The 16411-nt window shown below is 56.2% G+C and carries 15 protein-coding genes; 5 read left to right on the top strand and 10 right to left on the bottom strand.

Features of this window, described 5'->3' with window-relative positions:
• Nucleotides 1–7 precede the first annotated feature (7 nt).
• From NQ230_RS10775 to ymcF, 9 genes are all read right to left on the bottom strand, one after another.
• A complete protein-coding gene (locus NQ230_RS10775) occupies nucleotides 8–763 on the bottom strand; it encodes an alpha/beta fold hydrolase (protein ID WP_257261134.1) in 756 nt (251 codons plus the stop codon).
• A gap of 86 nt (nucleotides 764–849) precedes the next feature.
• Entirely contained in the window at nucleotides 850–1023 is a 174-nt protein-coding gene (locus NQ230_RS10770) for a GhoT/OrtT family toxin (RefSeq protein ID WP_013096478.1), read from the bottom strand.
• A 183-nt stretch (nucleotides 1024–1206) separates the two neighbouring features.
• The gene (gene patD / locus NQ230_RS10765; protein WP_219322844.1) at nucleotides 1207–2631 is read right to left on the bottom strand and encodes an aminobutyraldehyde dehydrogenase; all 1425 of its coding nucleotides are present in this window, start codon (nucleotides 2629–2631) and stop codon (nucleotides 1207–1209) included.
• Nucleotides 2632–2655: 24 nt separating this feature from the next.
• Complete coding sequence (locus tag NQ230_RS10760; RefSeq protein WP_257261131.1) at nucleotides 2656–3462, bottom strand: ABC transporter permease; 807 nt, start codon at nucleotides 3460–3462, stop codon at nucleotides 2656–2658.
• Nucleotides 3452–4390 carry an ABC transporter permease gene (locus NQ230_RS10755; RefSeq protein ID WP_370686477.1) on the bottom strand — a complete coding sequence of 313 codons (939 nt, stop codon included), beginning with the start codon at nucleotides 4388–4390 and terminating at the stop codon, nucleotides 3452–3454. Before NQ230_RS10755 ends, NQ230_RS10760 begins: the two co-directional genes overlap by 11 nt.
• Before the next feature lie 7 nt (nucleotides 4391–4397).
• A complete protein-coding gene (locus tag NQ230_RS10750; protein WP_213820909.1) occupies nucleotides 4398–5411 on the bottom strand; it encodes an ABC transporter ATP-binding protein in 1014 nt (337 codons plus the stop codon).
• A gap of 17 nt (nucleotides 5412–5428) precedes the next feature.
• On the bottom strand, nucleotides 5429–6574 hold the full coding sequence (ydcS, locus tag NQ230_RS10745) for a putative ABC transporter substrate-binding protein YdcS (RefSeq protein WP_257261127.1): 1146 nt from the start codon (nucleotides 6572–6574) through the stop codon (nucleotides 5429–5431).
• 271 nt (nucleotides 6575–6845) lie between these two features.
• Nucleotides 6846–8255 carry an aminotransferase-like domain-containing protein gene (locus tag NQ230_RS10740; RefSeq protein WP_121423877.1) on the bottom strand — a complete coding sequence of 470 codons (1410 nt, stop codon included), beginning with the start codon at nucleotides 8253–8255 and terminating at the stop codon, nucleotides 6846–6848.
• A gap of 82 nt (nucleotides 8256–8337) precedes the next feature.
• A complete protein-coding gene (ymcF, locus tag NQ230_RS10735; protein ID WP_023335881.1) occupies nucleotides 8338–8526 on the bottom strand; it encodes a cold shock small protein YmcF in 189 nt (62 codons plus the stop codon).
• A 390-nt stretch (nucleotides 8527–8916) separates the two neighbouring features.
• On the opposite strand from ymcF, the gene NQ230_RS10730 reads away from it, so the two are divergent.
• From NQ230_RS10730 to hslJ, 4 genes are all read left to right on the top strand, one after another.
• Complete coding sequence (locus NQ230_RS10730) at nucleotides 8917–10317, top strand: cytochrome ubiquinol oxidase subunit I (RefSeq protein WP_032647488.1); 1401 nt, start codon at nucleotides 8917–8919, stop codon at nucleotides 10315–10317.
• The gene (gene cydB / locus NQ230_RS10725) at nucleotides 10317–11327 is read left to right on the top strand and encodes a cytochrome d ubiquinol oxidase subunit II (protein ID WP_193940612.1); all 1011 of its coding nucleotides are present in this window, start codon (nucleotides 10317–10319) and stop codon (nucleotides 11325–11327) included. The genes NQ230_RS10730 and cydB overlap by 1 nt, the downstream gene beginning before the upstream one ends.
• Complete coding sequence (locus tag NQ230_RS10720) at nucleotides 11327–11455, top strand: DUF2474 domain-containing protein (protein WP_008501283.1); 129 nt, start codon at nucleotides 11327–11329, stop codon at nucleotides 11453–11455. Before cydB ends, NQ230_RS10720 begins: the two co-directional genes overlap by 1 nt.
• A 128-nt stretch (nucleotides 11456–11583) precedes the next feature.
• Nucleotides 11584–12021 (top strand): heat shock protein HslJ, encoded by a 438-nt coding sequence (hslJ, locus tag NQ230_RS10715; RefSeq protein WP_121423880.1) that lies wholly within the window; start codon nucleotides 11584–11586, stop codon nucleotides 12019–12021.
• On the opposite strand, the gene NQ230_RS10710 is transcribed toward hslJ, so the two are convergent.
• On the bottom strand, nucleotides 12022–12288 hold the full coding sequence (locus tag NQ230_RS10710) for a putative hemolysin (RefSeq protein ID WP_023312003.1): 267 nt from the start codon (nucleotides 12286–12288) through the stop codon (nucleotides 12022–12024).
• 271 nt (nucleotides 12289–12559) lie between these two features.
• On the opposite strand from NQ230_RS10710, the gene nifJ reads away from it, so the two are divergent.
• Nucleotides 12560–16084: a pyruvate:ferredoxin (flavodoxin) oxidoreductase gene (gene nifJ, locus NQ230_RS10705; RefSeq protein ID WP_257261121.1), complete on the top strand. Its 3525-nt coding sequence runs from the start codon at nucleotides 12560–12562 to the stop codon at nucleotides 16082–16084.
• Nucleotides 16085–16411 lie beyond the last annotated feature (327 nt).

Genomic DNA, 16411 nt, shown 5'->3' with positions numbered 1-16411 from the left:
ACGATAATCACACTGCCATACACCCGGCTAACGTCTCTGCCAGCGCAGACGGGTTTTCCCACGACATTGAATGCCCCGCCGCAGGGATGATTTTTACCTCAACGCCCTTTTGCTTCAGATTGTCCACATCGTCATCCGGCAGAGACAGCTCGCCGAAAATCAACGTTACCGGGCAAGGGAGTGACAGGAACTGCGCTTCCCATTCGGGCTCCACGCCCGCCACCAGGCTCGATGCGCCCCGCCAGACGGCGTACGGCGCATTGCTCTGCAGACACCCCGCCCACGCCGTTTTTTCCGCGCTGAGCATGGCGTCATAGCCCTGGTTCAGAAACTGCTGCTCGGTTTGCGCTGCAATAGACCGGCTGAACATCCCGCCACCCGCATGAAAATTGGGCTCTGACACCATCAGCCCCTTCACGCGCGTTGCCAGCAGCCCCGCCGTTTCGATAGCAATGCTGCCGCCCATGCTGTGGCCGTATAACCAGAAGGCATCCAGCTTAAGGTGGTCAATCAGCTCCGCCACAACGTGCGCCTGGTCGGTAGTTTTATAGCTGTAGTGCTCAGGCTTGTCGCTGTAGCCGCTGCCGGGCAAATCGATGAGAATCGCTCTGCGCGAGCCAAACAGCGGGTCATGAACGACACGGGGATATTCATAGGAAGAGGCGCAGCCCAGCCCGTGGATGAACACAACGGGATCGCCGGTGCCGGGCAGGTCATGCCAGCGCACGGTACAACCGGCCTGCTGCGAGTAAAAACTGTTCATAAGCACTCCTTTTACGATGCACTGTGTATTTATACAGTTATCGTATCTGGAATGCCATATTCATCTTTTAAAAATGGAAGCGTGCTTCAGAAAAGCGAGACCAGCAGCGCAACGGGAAAGCTCATTGGCCAGGTTGACCCCACCAGAAAAGCGCTGAGCAGGCGGATACGTTTGCGGTCTTTGGAGAGGAACCAGGTAATTAATGCGCAGATGGAAGCCATGATTGCGTAAAAAACCAACATCTTTTGATACAACGTCATTCTGTATACCAGAGCCGAAAAAATAACCGCACGCAATATGCGTCATATGTTGATACAGATCAAGTTTTTTCGTTACAGAATAACCACTTAAAATTCATGGATAATAACAATTGAGTATCATGCATAACACTCATGGCGGGCGTGGCGAACGCCTGGCCGCGAATACGACCAGGCATGACGGGCTTAGTGTTTGATCATCACATGCCGGACAACCGTATAATCCTCAAGTCCGTAGACCGACATATCTTTGCCATAGCCGGATAATTTCATGCCGCCGTGCGGCATTTCACTCACCAGCATAAAATGGGTATTCACCCAGGTGCAGCCGTACTGCAGGCGCGCGCTCAGGCGATGGGCGCGGCCCACGTCTTTGGTCCAGACCGATGACGCCAGTCCATACTGCGAATCGTTCGCCCAGGCCAGCACCTGCGCCTCGTCGTCAAATTCGGTGACGCTCACCACCGGGCCAAACACCTCGCGCTGAACGATGGCGTCGTCCTGTTTTGCCCCCGCCAGCAGGGTTGGCTGGAAGTAGTAGCCCGCCCCCTCTTTTTTGCTCCCGCCCGTGACGACGCGGATATGGCCGAGCGCTTTCGCGTCATCGACGGCCTTACAGACGCGTGAAAGATGGGCGGCCGAGCTGAGCGGCCCAAGTTCGGTTGAGCCCTCCTCCGGCGCTCCCATTTTAAGGCTGGCGACCGCTGCGCCCAGCTTTTCCACCAGCGCGGCATAGATGCCCTTCTGGGCATAAATACGGCAGGCCGCCGTACAGTCCTGCCCGGCATTGTAGAAACCAAACGTCCGCACCCCTTCGACAACCGCATCCAGGTCGGCATCATCAAAGACGATAACCGGCGCTTTACCGCCCAGCTCCATGTGGGTGCGTTTAATAGAGGACGCCGTATGGCCGATGATATGTTCCCCGGTAGCAATCGAACCGGTCAGCGAAACCATGCGGACTTTTTCATGCCCGGTAAGCTGATCGCCGACCGTTTTTCCCCGGCCAAACAGGACGTTCAGAACGCCTGCCGGGAAGATATCTTTTGCCAGCTCTCCCAGCTTCAGCGCGGTCAGCGGCGTGATCTCGGAGGGCTTAATCACCACGCAGTTCCCTGCCGCCAGCGCGGGCGCCAGTTTCCATGCCGCCATCATCAGCGGATAGTTCCAGGGGGCAATAGAGGCAACCACGCCCACCGGATCGCGGCGGATCATCGACGTGTGGCCGTCAAGGTACTCGCCCGCGGCCAGCCCGTTCAGACAGCGGGCGGCCCCGGCAAAGAAACGGAAAACGTCGACCACCGCCGGAATTTCATCACCCAGAGCACAGTGCAGCGGCTTGCCGCAGTTGAGGGATTCGAGCCGGGCAAAGTCCTCCCCATGCGCTTCAATCGCATCCGCCAGCTTCAGCAGGCACTCGGCGCGGGTTTTCGGTGTGGTTTGTCCCCACTCCACAAAAGCACGGTCGGCCGCCTGAACCGCCGCGTCGACCTGAGCCGCTGACGCCTCGGCAATTTCCAGCAGGAGTTCTCCAGTGGCCGGGTTATAGACCGGCTGTTTTTCTCCCTCTCCGGCTACAAGTTTTCCCTCTATCAGCAGTTGTGTTTGCATAGCATTTTCCTGTTGAATTCACTGTTATTTCCCGCTGCCGGCGATGTTCTCGCCGTCGCGGGTTAGCCACCAGGCTCCCAGAATGGGGATAGTTGTCACCAGCATCACCAGCAGTGCTACGACGTTGGTGACCGGCACGTCGCGCGGACGGCCAAGCTGATTGAGCAACCACAGCGGTAACGTGCGTTCGTGTCCCGCCGTAAACGTTGTGACGATTATCTCGTCAAACGACAGGGCAAACGCCAGCATTCCCCCGGCCAGCAGCGCGGAACCCAGATTGGGCAGCACCACATAGCGGAAGGTTTGCCATCCGTCGGCCCCGAGATCCATCGACGCTTCCACCAGGTTCCAGGAGGTGCGTCTGAACCGGGCAATCACGTTGTTAAACACCACCACCACGCAAAAGGTGGCGTGTCCGACCACGATGGTGAAAAACCCCGGCTCAAGGTCGATCGTTTTGAATGCTGTCAGCAGCGCCAGGCCGGTGATGATCCCCGGCAACGCAATCGGTAACAGCAGCAACAGTGAGATCGCATTCTTGCCAAAAAACTCGCTTCGCCACAGCGCCGCTGCAGCAAGCGTGCCAAGCACAAGGGCAATTGCGGTGGATAGCGACGCAATCTGAAGTGACAACGTCACGGATTCAATAATATCGCCGCGCTCCGCCGCCACGCTAAACCACTTCAGCGTCAGCCCCTGCGGCGGAAAGCTGAAGGCAGCGTCTTCGGTATTAAAGGCATAGGTCGCGATAATCAGCAGCGGGAAGTGCAGGAAGATAACGCCTCCCCAGGCTGCCACTTTCAGGAACAGCGGTGCGCGTTCAGAGTGCATCGAATGCTCCCAGACGTTTCACGAACGCCAGATAGAGTGAAATCAGCACGATGGGCACCAGCGTGAACGCGGCGGCCATGGGCATATTGCCAATGGCACCCTGCTGCGAGTAGACCATGTTACCGATGAAGTAACCCGGCGGCCCCACCAGCTGCGGAACGATGAAATCCCCCAGCGTCAGGGAAAAGGTGAATATTGAGCCAGCCGCAATACCCGGGATCGCCAGCGGCAGAACGACGTAGCGAAAGGTCTGGCGAGGGAGCGCGCCAAGGTCGGCTGAGGCCTGCAGTAGCGAGGCAGGCAGGCGTTCCAGCGCCGCCTGGACCGGCAGGATCATAAACGGCAGCCAGATGTAGACGAAGACCAGAAACCGCCCCAGCCCGGAGGTGGACAAGGTGTTGCCACCAATCGCCGGGAGCGTAAGGAGTGAGGTCAGGATCGGCTCCAGCCCCATATGGTTGAGAAACCACTGCGCCACCCCGTCCTTCGCCAGCAGCAGCGTCCAGGCGTAGGCTTTGACGATGTAGCTCGCCCACATCGGCAGCATCACGGCGATATAGAAAAACGCTTTCCACTTGCCGCGGGTGTATCGCGCCATGTACCACGCCATCGGGAATGCCAGGATGGCGCTGGCAATCGTCACCGCAATCGCCATCGTTAGCGTGCGCAGGATGATGTCGTAGTTGGCCGGGTTGAAAAGCGCCTGAATGTTCGCCAGGGTCAGATCCGGCGTGACGGCCATGGTGAAATCGTCAAAGGTGTAGAACCCTTGCCACAGCAGGGTCAGAAGCGATCCTAAATAGACGATGCCAAACCACATCAGCGGCGCGAGCAGAAGCAGGAACAGGCCGAGCGACGGTTTACGCCAGAACAGCGCCGTCATGCGGCTTAAGCGGCCGCGCGAGGCGGGAGGATGCGCAACGCTCATATCCATTTCACCTCTCCTCGTGCAGGCGAATCATCGCCTCGCGTGACCACGACGCCGTGACGGCCTGCCCCGGCGCAATGCCGCTCAGCGGCGAGGTTTCACTGAGATTAGCCTGGCTCACCAGCAGCCTGGCACCGTCGGCGAGTTTCAGCTCCAGCCGCGTGGCCGCCCCCTGATACTGAACGGCCTGCACGACACCCTGAACCTGAACGTCTCCGCCCTCATCAAGGCGAATATGTTCCGGACGCAGGGAATAGCTGCCCTCCATGCCGCATATTTTCTGCGCAAGGCTCGCATCGAAGACGTTAGAGGTGCCGACAAAACCGGCGACAAACGGCGTGCGCGGACGCATGTAGAGATCGCGCGGGGTATCCACCTGCTCGATGCGCCCGTTATTGAACACCGCCACCCGGTCTGACATGGAAAGGGCCTCGCCCTGATCGTGGGTGACAAAAATAAAGGTGATGCCGAGTTCCTGCTGAAGCTTCTTCAGCTCGAACTGCATCTGTTCACGCAGTTTGAGATCGAGCGCACCAAGGGGTTCGTCCAGCAGCAGGACGCGCGGTTCATTCACCAGCGCGCGGGCGATGGCGACACGCTGCCGCTGGCCGCCGGAAAGTTGCGAAGGTTTGCGGGTAACGGCAAAGCTCAGGCCCACTTTCTCCAGGGCATCACGGGCCTGCGCATGGCGTTTTTTCTTGTCGATGCCTTTGACCATCAGCCCGTAGGCGACATTGTCGAGGATCGACATATGCGGAAACAGCGCGTAGTCTTGAAAGACGGTGTTCACATCCCGCTCCCAGGGAGGCAGTTCGCTCGCCTCTTTGCCGAAGATAGAAATCGTGCCGCCTGACAGCTGCTCAAAGCCGGCAATCAGACGCAGGCAGGTGGTTTTGCCGGAGCCCGAAGGCCCCAGCATGGAGAAAAATTCTCCGTCACGAATAGCAATGGTGACTCCATCCACCGCCCGTACGTCGCCGTACAGACGGGAAACGTTGTTAAACTCTACCGCGTACGTCATGTTCTGCTCCCGGGCAATTAACGACCGCCCATGATGGCGATGTAATCCTGCGTCCAGCGGCTGTAAGGGACAAATTTGCCGCCTTCTGCGATGGGGGTTTTCCAGAACAAGATTTTGTCGAACTCGTTATAACCGTTTGTTTCGCAGCCTTTATCACCCAGCAGCGTGCTGGCCTTACACCCTTCTGCAACCACGGGCAGGGAGCCAAACCATGCCGCCAGATCGCCCTGCACTTTCGGCGTCAGCGACCAGTTCATCCACTTGTAGGCGCACATCGGGTGTTTTGCCTGCGCGTGCAGCATGGTGGTGTCCGCCCAGCCGGTCACCCCCTCCTTCGGGAAGACGGTAGCAACGGGCTGGTTCTCAGCCTTGAGCGCATTCGCCTGATACGGCCAGGCGCTGGAGGCCACGACGCCTTCATTTTTAAAGTCGCTCATCTGGACGGTGGTGTCATGCCAGTAGCGGTGGATCAGCGCATGCTGGTCGCGAAGCACCTTGAGCACGGCGGCATACTGTTTTTCGGTGAGCTGGTACGGGTCTTTGATACCCAGCTGCGGCTGCGTGGCTTTGACGAACAGCGCGGCATCGGCGATATAAATCGGGCCGTCGTAGGCCTGCACGCGTCCCTGATTGGTTTTACCGTCCGGCAGATCCTGTTTGGTAAAGACCACGCTCCAGCTGTCCGGTGGCGTCGGGAAGGTTTTGGTGTTGTACATCAGCAGGTTTGGCCCCCACTGGTACGGCGTGCCGTAGACTTTACCGCCGACGTTAAACCATTCCCCTTTCACAATCCGCGCGTCGAGAGTTTTCCAGTTGGGGATGAGGTCGGGGTTAATGGGCTGAACGCGTTTCCCCATGATCAGGCGCAGCGAGGCGTCACCCGAGGCGGTGACCAGGTCATATCCCCCTTTCGCCATCAGGCTGACCATTTCATCCGACGTGGCCGCCGTCTTGACGTTGACCGCACACCCGGTCTCTTTTTCAAACTGGGTGACCCAGTCATAATTTTTATCCGTCTGTCCGCGTTCGATGTATCCCGGCCAGGCGATAATATCCAGCCGACCTTCCCCGTCGCCAATGGCCTTTGGTGGTTCTGCGGCTTGCGCTGTCATGATAGTCATGCCGAGCGCACACAGGCTGCTGCGGGCAAAATTTTTGCTCATAAGAGTTACTCCTGTCGCAATGAAATTTAGCGGCAGCCGTGCCGTAAAAATATCTCCCTTATTAAACGTAGACCGCGCAAATGCGCCGCACCGTACGGCTTCAGGAAATTTCATCAAGGTGTGACAGAGGGCGCATTCCCCGTTAACTGGATTATAGACAAGGAGTTAGCCGCGAGAGACGGTATGCAGATTTCCTATGACAGGACACCGCGAAATATTCGCCGTGCCGTCATCAGGATAAGAATTGATTATTTAAATAACGCAGAAAAGATTATTCCATCATCGCGCTAATTAATTTTCCTAACTGAATGACCGCCTGTTCTTCTCGCTCTCCCCAGGCCCAGGAGGTATTAAAACGAAAGAACGGTGTCCATGCGTCAGAGGTGGAAAACATCTTTCCGGGGGCAATGCTGATGTGGTGCGTTAAGGCTTTTTCACTCAGTAGCCCCGCATCGAGCTGCGCCGGAAGCTCCAGCCATAAAAAGTAGCCGCTGTCGTTATGGTGGATTTTGACGCCGGCAGGCATATGGCGCAGAAGTGACTGCCAGGCCTGCTGCTTTCGCTCGGCGAGCGTCCGCCGCAGGCGGCGAAGATGGGCGTCGTAACGTTTAGTCGCCAGGTAATCCACCAGCGCCAGCTGCACGGGAGAGCTGGTTGAGAGCGTGCTCATCAGCTGCAGCTGCTGAATGCGTCGCGCGTGTTTTCCTGCCGCGACCCAGCCGATGCGAAAACCGGCCACCAGACATTTTGAAAAGGACGAACAGTGCAGCGTCATGTCCTGACGATCCCATGCTTTCGCCGGGAGCGGCTTTTCGCGGCCAAAATAGAGCTCGCTGTAGACATCGTCTTCAATCAGGGGGACATTGTGCTGCGTTAACAGCGCCACAAGCTGCGCTTTTTTCTCCGCGCTCAGCGTGAAGCCAAGCGGGTTCTGACTGTTGGTCATGATCCAGCAGGCTTTAACCGGGTACTCATTCAGCGCCTGTTCAAGGGCATTCAGGTCAATCCCCTCGCGGACATCCGTCGCAATTGACAACGCTTTGAGCTTCAGACGCTCCAGCGCCTGCAGCGCGCCGTAGAAACACGGGTTTTCGACTATCACCCAATCGCCCGGCTCGGTCACCGCCTGCAGGCTGAGATTGAGCGCTTCAAGTGCGCCTGCGGTGATCACGATCTCTTCCGGGGAGATGTTCATTCCCTGCTGCGCGTAGCGACGGGCAATGGCGTGGCGAAGATCGACGTTACCCGGCGGCAGGTTCTCAATCACGCTCATCGCCGTCGCGGTTTTGCTGACGTTCGCCAGCGAGCGGTTGAGCTGCTGCAGCGGAAAAAGTCGGGGATCGGGAAACGCGGAGGCAAAAGGAACAACGGACGGGTCGCGGCTGGCCTGTAAGACGTCGAAGATGTAGGTGTTAATATCCACCACTTCGTCACGCATCACCTGGGCAGGTGGAGCAGGCTGTTGTGCGGTCGGGCGCGAGGCAACGTAATAGCCCGACTGCGGTCTGGCGACAATGCGCCCCTGACTTTCCAGCATCTGATACGCGTGGCCAACGGTCATAAAACTCATACCGCTGCTCGCCACCTGCTCTCGCAGCGAAGGCAGCTTATCGCCCGGCAGCCATACGCCAAGCTCAATCTGCGAGATAATTTGTTGCGCCAGACGCTGGTATTTTTTCATCAGATTCTCCTTATGACCGACAGTGTATATCAGCAGGAGAAAAAGAGAAGATTTAGCTAACTGTTATAGTTTGCGAAATGAATTACTTACGGTACTCGGTAACGTGGCTTTGCGCCTGACGCGCAGCGGCCAGGTGATCGAGCGTAATCATCGACGATTTGCAAAAGATGCATTTCGCGCCGAGTGGGTTTTTCTCAGACATATCAAAGACTGAGGTACGGTACTGCGAGCCATGACAGCATGGGCAGCGAAAATGGATATAAGAAGTCATAGGATTCTCCTGAAACGTAAAACGTAAATTACTAATGGGCCGATTGGGCAATAATGGTTTTAAACAAAACGAATCGGAAAGTAGATAAAGACCCAAGAGAGGCTGCGGAGAGGCACAACGTGATGAGAACTGCTTTATAAAACTACGTCAGATATTTATTTGGACTCAAAACCAGAAGACCATTAACGCACGGCGCAGACGACAAGGCAAGCGGTTTTATGCGTAAAAATCATAAAAATACAGTTTTTATTCCTCAGTGCGAAGTATATCAGATGGTTAAAGCATGAAATTTATGCCAACTGTTATGGTTAAAAATCACTTTTCTGCGTCTGATAGTCCGAACTTCGCCCCTATACCATAACAGCACACCGTTTGACATTGAGGCTGTGCATGTTTGGTTTAGATGCTTTTCACCTTGCACGGATACAGTTTGCGTTTACCGTATCCTTTCACATTATTTTCCCGGCCATCACTATCGGCCTGGCAAGCTACCTTGCCGTACTCGAAGGGCTGTGGCTGAAAACAAAAAATCCGGTCTGGCGCTCGCTGTACCATTTCTGGTCGAAGATTTTTGCCGTCAACTTTGGCATGGGCGTGGTCTCCGGGCTGGTGATGGCCTACCAGTTTGGCACCAACTGGAGCGGATTTTCACAGTTTGCGGGCAGCATTACCGGCCCGCTGCTGACCTATGAAGTGCTCACCGCCTTCTTCCTCGAAGCCGGGTTCCTCGGCGTGATGCTGTTTGGCTGGAACAAGGTCGGGCCGGGTCTGCACTTCTTCGCCACCTGTATGGTGGCGCTGGGCACCATTATCTCCACCTTCTGGATCCTCTCGTCGAACAGCTGGATGCAAACCCCGCAGGGCTACGAGATCGTCAACGGACAGGTGGTACCGGTGGACTGGTTCGCCGTGGTGTTTAACCCCTCCTTCCCTTACCGCCTGCTGCATATGTCGATAGCCGCATTCCTGAGCAGCGCCCTGTTTGTGGGCGCATCGGCGGCATGGCATCTGCTGCGCGGGAATAATACCCCTGCTATCCGCGCGATGTTTTCGATGGCGCTGTGGATGACGCTGATTGTCGCCCCCATCCAGGCCATGGTTGGCGATATGCACGGGTTGAACACCTTAAAGCACCAGCCCGCCAAGATTGCCGCCATTGAAGGCCACTGGGAAAATCCGCCGGGTGAGCCTACCCCGCTGCTGCTGTTTGGCTGGCCGGATATGGAACAGGAGCGGACCCGCTTTGGGCTGGAGATCCCGGCGCTGGGGAGTCTTATCCTGACGCACAGCCTGGATAAACAGGTTCCGGCCCTCAAAGAGTTCCCGAAGGAAGACCGTCCGAATTCCACCATCGTCTTCTGGTCATTCCGCATTATGGCAGGCCTGGGCATGCTGATGCTGCTGCTTGGGGTAACGGCACTCTGGCTGCGCTACAAAAAACGCGTGTATTCGTCACGCCCTTTCCTGTGGTTTGCGCTGCTGATGGGGCCAACCGGGCTGATTGCCATCCTGGCCGGGTGGATCACCACCGAAGTGGGCCGCCAGCCGTGGGTGGTCTACGGACTCCAGCGAACGAAGGATGCAGTGTCTGCCCATGGTGACCTGCACATGAGCGTGAGCCTGCTGGCCTTCTTCGTCGTCTATACCTCGGTATTCGGCGTGGGTTACAGCTATATGGTGCGCCTCATCCGAAAAGGCCCGCAGCCGCATGAATCATTCGCCACCGAGTCCGACGGACGTCCGGCGCGCCCGCTTTCTGCCGTCACAACTGAACATAAGGAGCAGCCATAATGGGTATCGATCTTTCCATTATCTGGTTTGTCATTATCGTCTTTGCCACGCTGATGTATATCGTGATGGACGGTTTTGATCTGGGGATCGGTATTCTCTTCCCGGCAACGCAGAACGCCGACGATCGCGACGTGATGGTCAACAGCGTCGCGCCGGTCTGGGACGGAAATGAAACCTGGCTGGTGCTTGGCGGTGCCGCACTGTTCGGCGCATTCCCGCTGGCGTATGCGGTTATCGTTGATGCTCTCACCATTCCGCTGACGTTAATGCTGATCGGTCTTATTTTCCGCGGGGTGGCATTTGAGTTTCGCTTTAAAGCCACGCCGGCCCACCGCCCCTTCTGGGATAAGGCGTTTATAGGCGGTTCAATTCTGGCAACGTTTACCCAGGGCGTGACGGTAGGCGCCGTCATTAACGGCTTTACCGTCACCGGTCGGGCCTATGCCGGCGGCCCCTTTGACTGGTTTACCGCGTTTAACCTGTTTTGCGGGGCCGGGCTGGTGGTAGCTTATGCGCTGTTAGGCTCTACCTGGCTGGTGATGAAAAGCGAAAACGCGCTTCAGCAGCGGATGCGTGAGGTGTCGAAAACGCTGTTAATCGTGCTGCTGGCGTTTATTGCGGCGATCAGCCTCTGGACGCCGCTGGCGCAACCGGCCATCGCTGCGCGCTGGTTTACGCTGCCGAATCTGTTTTATCTGCTGCCTGTCCCCGCCCTGGTGGTGATTTTTAGCCTGTATCAGTGGCGCTGCCTGAATAATCCCGACAGCCATAGCCGTCCGTTTATCCTGACACTGGGGCTGATATTCCTCGGTTTTAGCGGGCTTGGGATCAGCATTTGGCCGCATATTATTCCACCGTCGATCACCCTGTGGCAGGCCGCCGCCCCGACGCAAAGCCAGGGCTTTATGCTGGTGGGCGCGCTGTTGATCATTCCCGTTATTCTGGTCTACACCTTCTGGAGCTACTACGTGTTTCGCGGCAAAGTTCAGCATGGGGAGGGTTATCACTGATGCAACAACCGGTCTGGAAAAGATTACTGTGGCTGGCCATTATCTGGGGCGGCAGCGTACTGGCGCTGGCTGCTGTCAGTATGCTCTTCCGTATGCTGATGACGGCGGCAGGGTTTAAATCGCATTAACGCCATTCCGGGCAACCGCTGCGTTGCCCGGTACTTCCCCCCGCACTTTCAGATAAACCCCATTAACGCACGGCAGAGTATCGTTAGACTGGAAAAAGATTCACGGTATTTATAGTTTGAGAAGAAAAATGAAAAAGCTCATTGCGTTAAGTGTTATTAGTCTTGTCCTTACCGGGTGCGTTAATCCGGGTAAAGCCTCCGTACAGCCGGAGCAACTTAAAAACCACCGCTTTGTGCTGGAAAATGTAAACGGTAAGGCCGTGAAGACCTCGACAACGCAACCTGAGATTGGTTTTAGCGCGCTGCCAGATATCAGCCTGGTTAATAACATCAGCGTTTCTGGCCAGATGTGTAACCGCTTCAACGGACAGGGGAAATTGTCCGAAGGCGAGCTTAAGGTTAAAACGCTGGCCATGACGCGCAAGCTCTGTACTGAACCGCAGCTGAATGAGCTGGATCAGGCCATCGGCGACATGCTGCGCAAAGGGGCGCAGGTCGACCTGACTGAGGACCAGTTAACCCTGGCGACAGCCGATAAAACGCTGATGTTTAAGCGTGCAGAATAATCAGTAGTTACCGCAGCTTCCAACGGCAAGCGACTGTTCACTACAGCGTTTGCCGTTTGGCAAGGCGCACATCCCAATAGCAGAACCATCAAGCTGGCGGGCGACAGACAGCGAACCGCCAATCATTGCGCAGTTGGCCTGGCCTGAACTGGACATCGCCGCTTTCATTCCCGGTGCCACGTGGGCTGCCGTTGCCTGCTGGACTGGTTCACTGCTACATGCCGACAACAATAATGCGGCACACCCTACCCAAAATGCTGAGCGCATGCTCTCTCCCCCATGAATAATGCGAAACCTATGCATAATAGGCATCACATCCCGTGTCGTCGAGAGCGGAAGTGCGTATTTATGCGCTCCAGAAACAATTTCTCGCAATTTTTTCGCCAAAAGTTTGATCTACTCATTGATGGAGAGAATACCAAGGACACAAAAGCGAAAATCGTAAAATCCCGCATTTGCTAGAATACACTGATAATATTCAGGGTTTGTTACCGTTATACAGACCCCTATTTTTTGCGCAATGTAAGGGTGTTGTCCTATGCAAACTATTGACGGTAATGGTGCAGTTGCCTCAGTCGCGTTTCGCACCAGTGAAGTTATCGCCATCTACCCGATTACGCCAAGTTCGACCATGGCCGAGCAGGCGGATGCCTGGGCGGGAAACGGGTTAAAAAACGTCTGGGGCGATGTCCCGAGAGTGGTTGAAATGCAGTCTGAAGCCGGGGCGATTGCCACGGTACACGGTGCGCTTCAGACCGGCGCGCTTTCCACGTCGTTTACCTCTTCTCAGGGATTGTTGTTAATGATCCCTACGCTTTACAAACTCGCCGGTCAGCTGACGCCCTTTGTTTTGCACGTTGCCGCGCGTACCGTTGCCACCCACGCGCTCTCTATCTTTGGCGATCACTCTGACGTGATGGCCGTGCGCCAGACCGGCTGCGCGATGCTATGCGCCAGCAGCGTTCAGGAAGCGCAGGACTTTGCCTTAATTTCGCATATCGCCACGCTCAAAAGCCGCGTGCCGTTTATTCACTTTTTTGATGGTTTCCGCACCTCTCACGAAATCAACAAAATCGTCCCGCTGGCTGACGATACAATCCTGAATCTGCTGCCGCAGGCGGAAATCGACGCGCATCGCGCCCGGGCTCTGAATCCTGAACACCCGGTTATTCGCGGGACATCGGCGAACCCGGATACCTATTTCCAGTCCCGTGAGGCCACGAACCCCTGGTACAACGCGGTCTACGACCATGTTGAACAGGCAATGAATGATTTTGCTGTCGCAACCGGCCGTGAATATAAGCCGTTTGAATACTACGGCCATCCGCAGGCGGAACGGGTCATTGTGCTGATGGGGTCAGCCATTGGGACCTGTGAAGAAGTGGTTGACGAGCTGCTGACGCGCAGCGAAAAAGTTGGCGTGCTTAAAGTGCGTCTCTATCGTCCGTTCTCGGCTAAACATCTGCTTTCGGCTCTGCCTGAAAGCGCCCGCTCTGTGGCGGTGCTCGACCGTACCAAAGAGCCCGGCGCACAGGCAGAACCGCTGTATCTGGATGTGATGACGGCCCTGGCAGAAGCCTTTAATCAGGGCGAACGTGAAACGCTGCCGCGCGTGATCGGGGGTCGCTATGGTTTGTCCTCCAAGGAGTTTGGGCCGGACTGCGTGCTGGCGGTATTCAACGAGTTAAGCGAAGCGAAGCCCAAGCCGCGCTTTACCGTCGGCATTTATGATGATGTGACAAACCTGTCCCTGTCGTTGCCGGAAAATACCCTGCCCTCGACCGCCAAACTTGAGGCGCTGTTCTATGGTCTGGGCAGCGACGGCAGCGTCTCCGCGACTAAAAACAACATCAAAATCATCGGCAACTCAACGCCGTGGTACGCCCAGGGTTACTTCGTTTACGACTCCAAAAAAGCAGGCGGCCTGACCGTTTCCCACCTGCGCGTGAGCGAACAGCCCATCCGCTCCGCGTATCTTATTTCTCAGGCGGACTTTGTTGGCTGCCACCAGCTGCAGTTTATCGATAAATACCAGATGGCCGAGCGCCTGAAGCCCGGCGGTATTTTCCTCCTCAATACGCCTTACAGCGCGGACGAAGTCTGGGCGCGTCTGCCGCAGGAAGTTCAGGCGGTGCTGAACCAGAAAAAAGCCCGTTTATACGTGGTCAACGCCGCTAAAATTGCCCGCGAATGTGGCCTTGCTGCGCGTATTAATACCGTAATGCAGATGGCCTTCTTTCACCTGACCAATATCCTGCCGGGCGACAGCGCGCTGGTGGAACTGCAGGGTGCGATTGCTAAAAGCTACAGCAGCAAGGGCCAGGAGCTGGTCGAACGAAACTGGCAGGCGCTGGCGCTGGCACGCGAGTCGCTGTTTGAGGTACCGCTGCAGCCGGTGAATGCCGCAAGTCCGAATCGCCCTCCGGTGGTGTCCGATGCGGCGCCTGATTTCGTTAAGACCGTGACGGCGGCGATGCTAGCCGGTCTGGGCGATGCCCTGCCCGTCTCTGCGCTACCGCCGGATGGCACCTGGCCGATGGGCACCACGCGCTGGGAAAAACGTAACATTGCCGAAGCGATCCCCATCTGGAAAGAAGAGTTGTGTACCCAGTGCAACCACTGCGTGGCGGCCTGCCCGCACTCTGCTATTCGCGCCAAAGTGGTGTCACCTGAAGAGATGGAAGCCGCGCCGGCCAGCCTGCATTCCCTGGATGTGAAATCCCGTGATATGCGCGGACAGAAATACGTTCTGCAGGTCGCGCCGGAAGATTGCACCGGCTGTAACCTGTGCGTCGAGGTCTGTCCGGCGAAAGACAGGCAGGATCCGAAGATCAAAGCCATCAATATGATGTCGCGTCTGGAGCACGTTGAAGAGGAGAAGGTCAACTATGACTTCTTCCTGAATCTGCCGGAAATCGATCGCAGCAAACTGGAACGTATTGATATTCGTACGTCACAGCTGATTACGCCGCTGTTTGAGTACTCCGGGGCCTGCTCCGGCTGCGGTGAGACACCGTATATCAAGCTGCTTACCCAGCTGTACGGTGACCGGATGCTGATTGCCAACGCAACCGGCTGTTCCTCAATTTATGGCGGTAATCTGCCTTCCACTCCGTACACCACCGACGCGAATGGTCGCGGTCCGGCGTGGGCAAACTCGTTATTCGAGGATAACGCCGAATTCGGACTGGGCTTCCGCCTGACCGTCGACCAGCATCGCGCGCGCGTGATGCGCCTGCTGGAGCAGTTTGCCGGGGAGATCCCTGCTGAGCTCAATGACGCGCTTCATGCGGACGCGACGCCAGAAGAACGTCGTGAGCAGGTTGCCGAGCTGCGTCGCGTGCTTCAGGGTGTGGAGGGAGCTGAACAGCTGCTGACCGACGCTGACGCCCTGGTCGAAAAATCGATTTGGCTGATTGGCGGCGACGGCTGGGCTTACGATATCGGCTTTGGCGGACTGGATCACGTGTTGAGCCTGACCGAAAACGTCAACATCCTGGTTCTGGATACGCAGTGTTATTCCAATACCGGTGGTCAGGCATCGAAAGCCACGCCGTTAGGCGCCGTGACGAAATTCGGTGAGCACGGTAAACGCAAGGCGCGCAAAGATCTCGGTGTGAGCATGATGATGTACGGCCACGTTTACGTCGCGCAAATCTCGCTGGGTGCCCAGCTTAACCAGACGGTAAAAGCCATCCAGGAAGCGGAAGCGTATCCAGGCCCGTCGCTGATCATTGCCTATAGCCCTTGCGAAGAGCATGGCTACGACCTGGCGCTCAGCCACGACCAGATGCGTCAGCTGACCGCGACCGGCTTCTGGCCGCTGTACCGGTTCGACCCGCGTCGTGCTGACGAGGGTAAATTGCCGCTGGCGCTGGATTCGCGTCCACCGTCAGATGCTCTGGCCGAGACGTTAATGCAGGAACAGCGCTTCCGTCGCCTTAACGCGCAGCAGCCGGAAGTGGCCGAACAGCTCTGGAAAGACGCTGCTGCTGACCTGCAAAAACGTTATGACTTCCTCGCGCAAATGGCGGGTAAAGCCGAAAAACCGACCAGCGACTAGTTCCTCTGCCCGGCTTGTCCGGGCATTTTTTTGCCATAAAAAAAGCCCGGCGTATTCACACCGGGCGAATCCAGATAATCAATGAATATCTATTGAGTTTCCTTAATAGCATTCATGTTAATTATGGATGAATCATCTTAAAGGCATATAACACCAGCAAGATTACCTTAATTAACGCCTGATTAATAATTTCAATTTAATATGCTTGGTTTTAAACCATTCATCAAATCAATGATCATTTCCGCCGATTTATCCGGTTTAGATTTTACTTAGTTCGTAACAATTATATTTTATTACTCTTACACTGGAGTGATTTAGCATGAGACA

This window comes from Enterobacter asburiae (assembly GCF_024599655.1).
Taxonomy (GTDB): domain Bacteria; phylum Pseudomonadota; class Gammaproteobacteria; order Enterobacterales; family Enterobacteriaceae; genus Enterobacter; species Enterobacter asburiae_D.
Note: the sequence above shows the minus strand (reverse complement) of the source record. Positions and strands in the feature narration are given on the sequence as shown.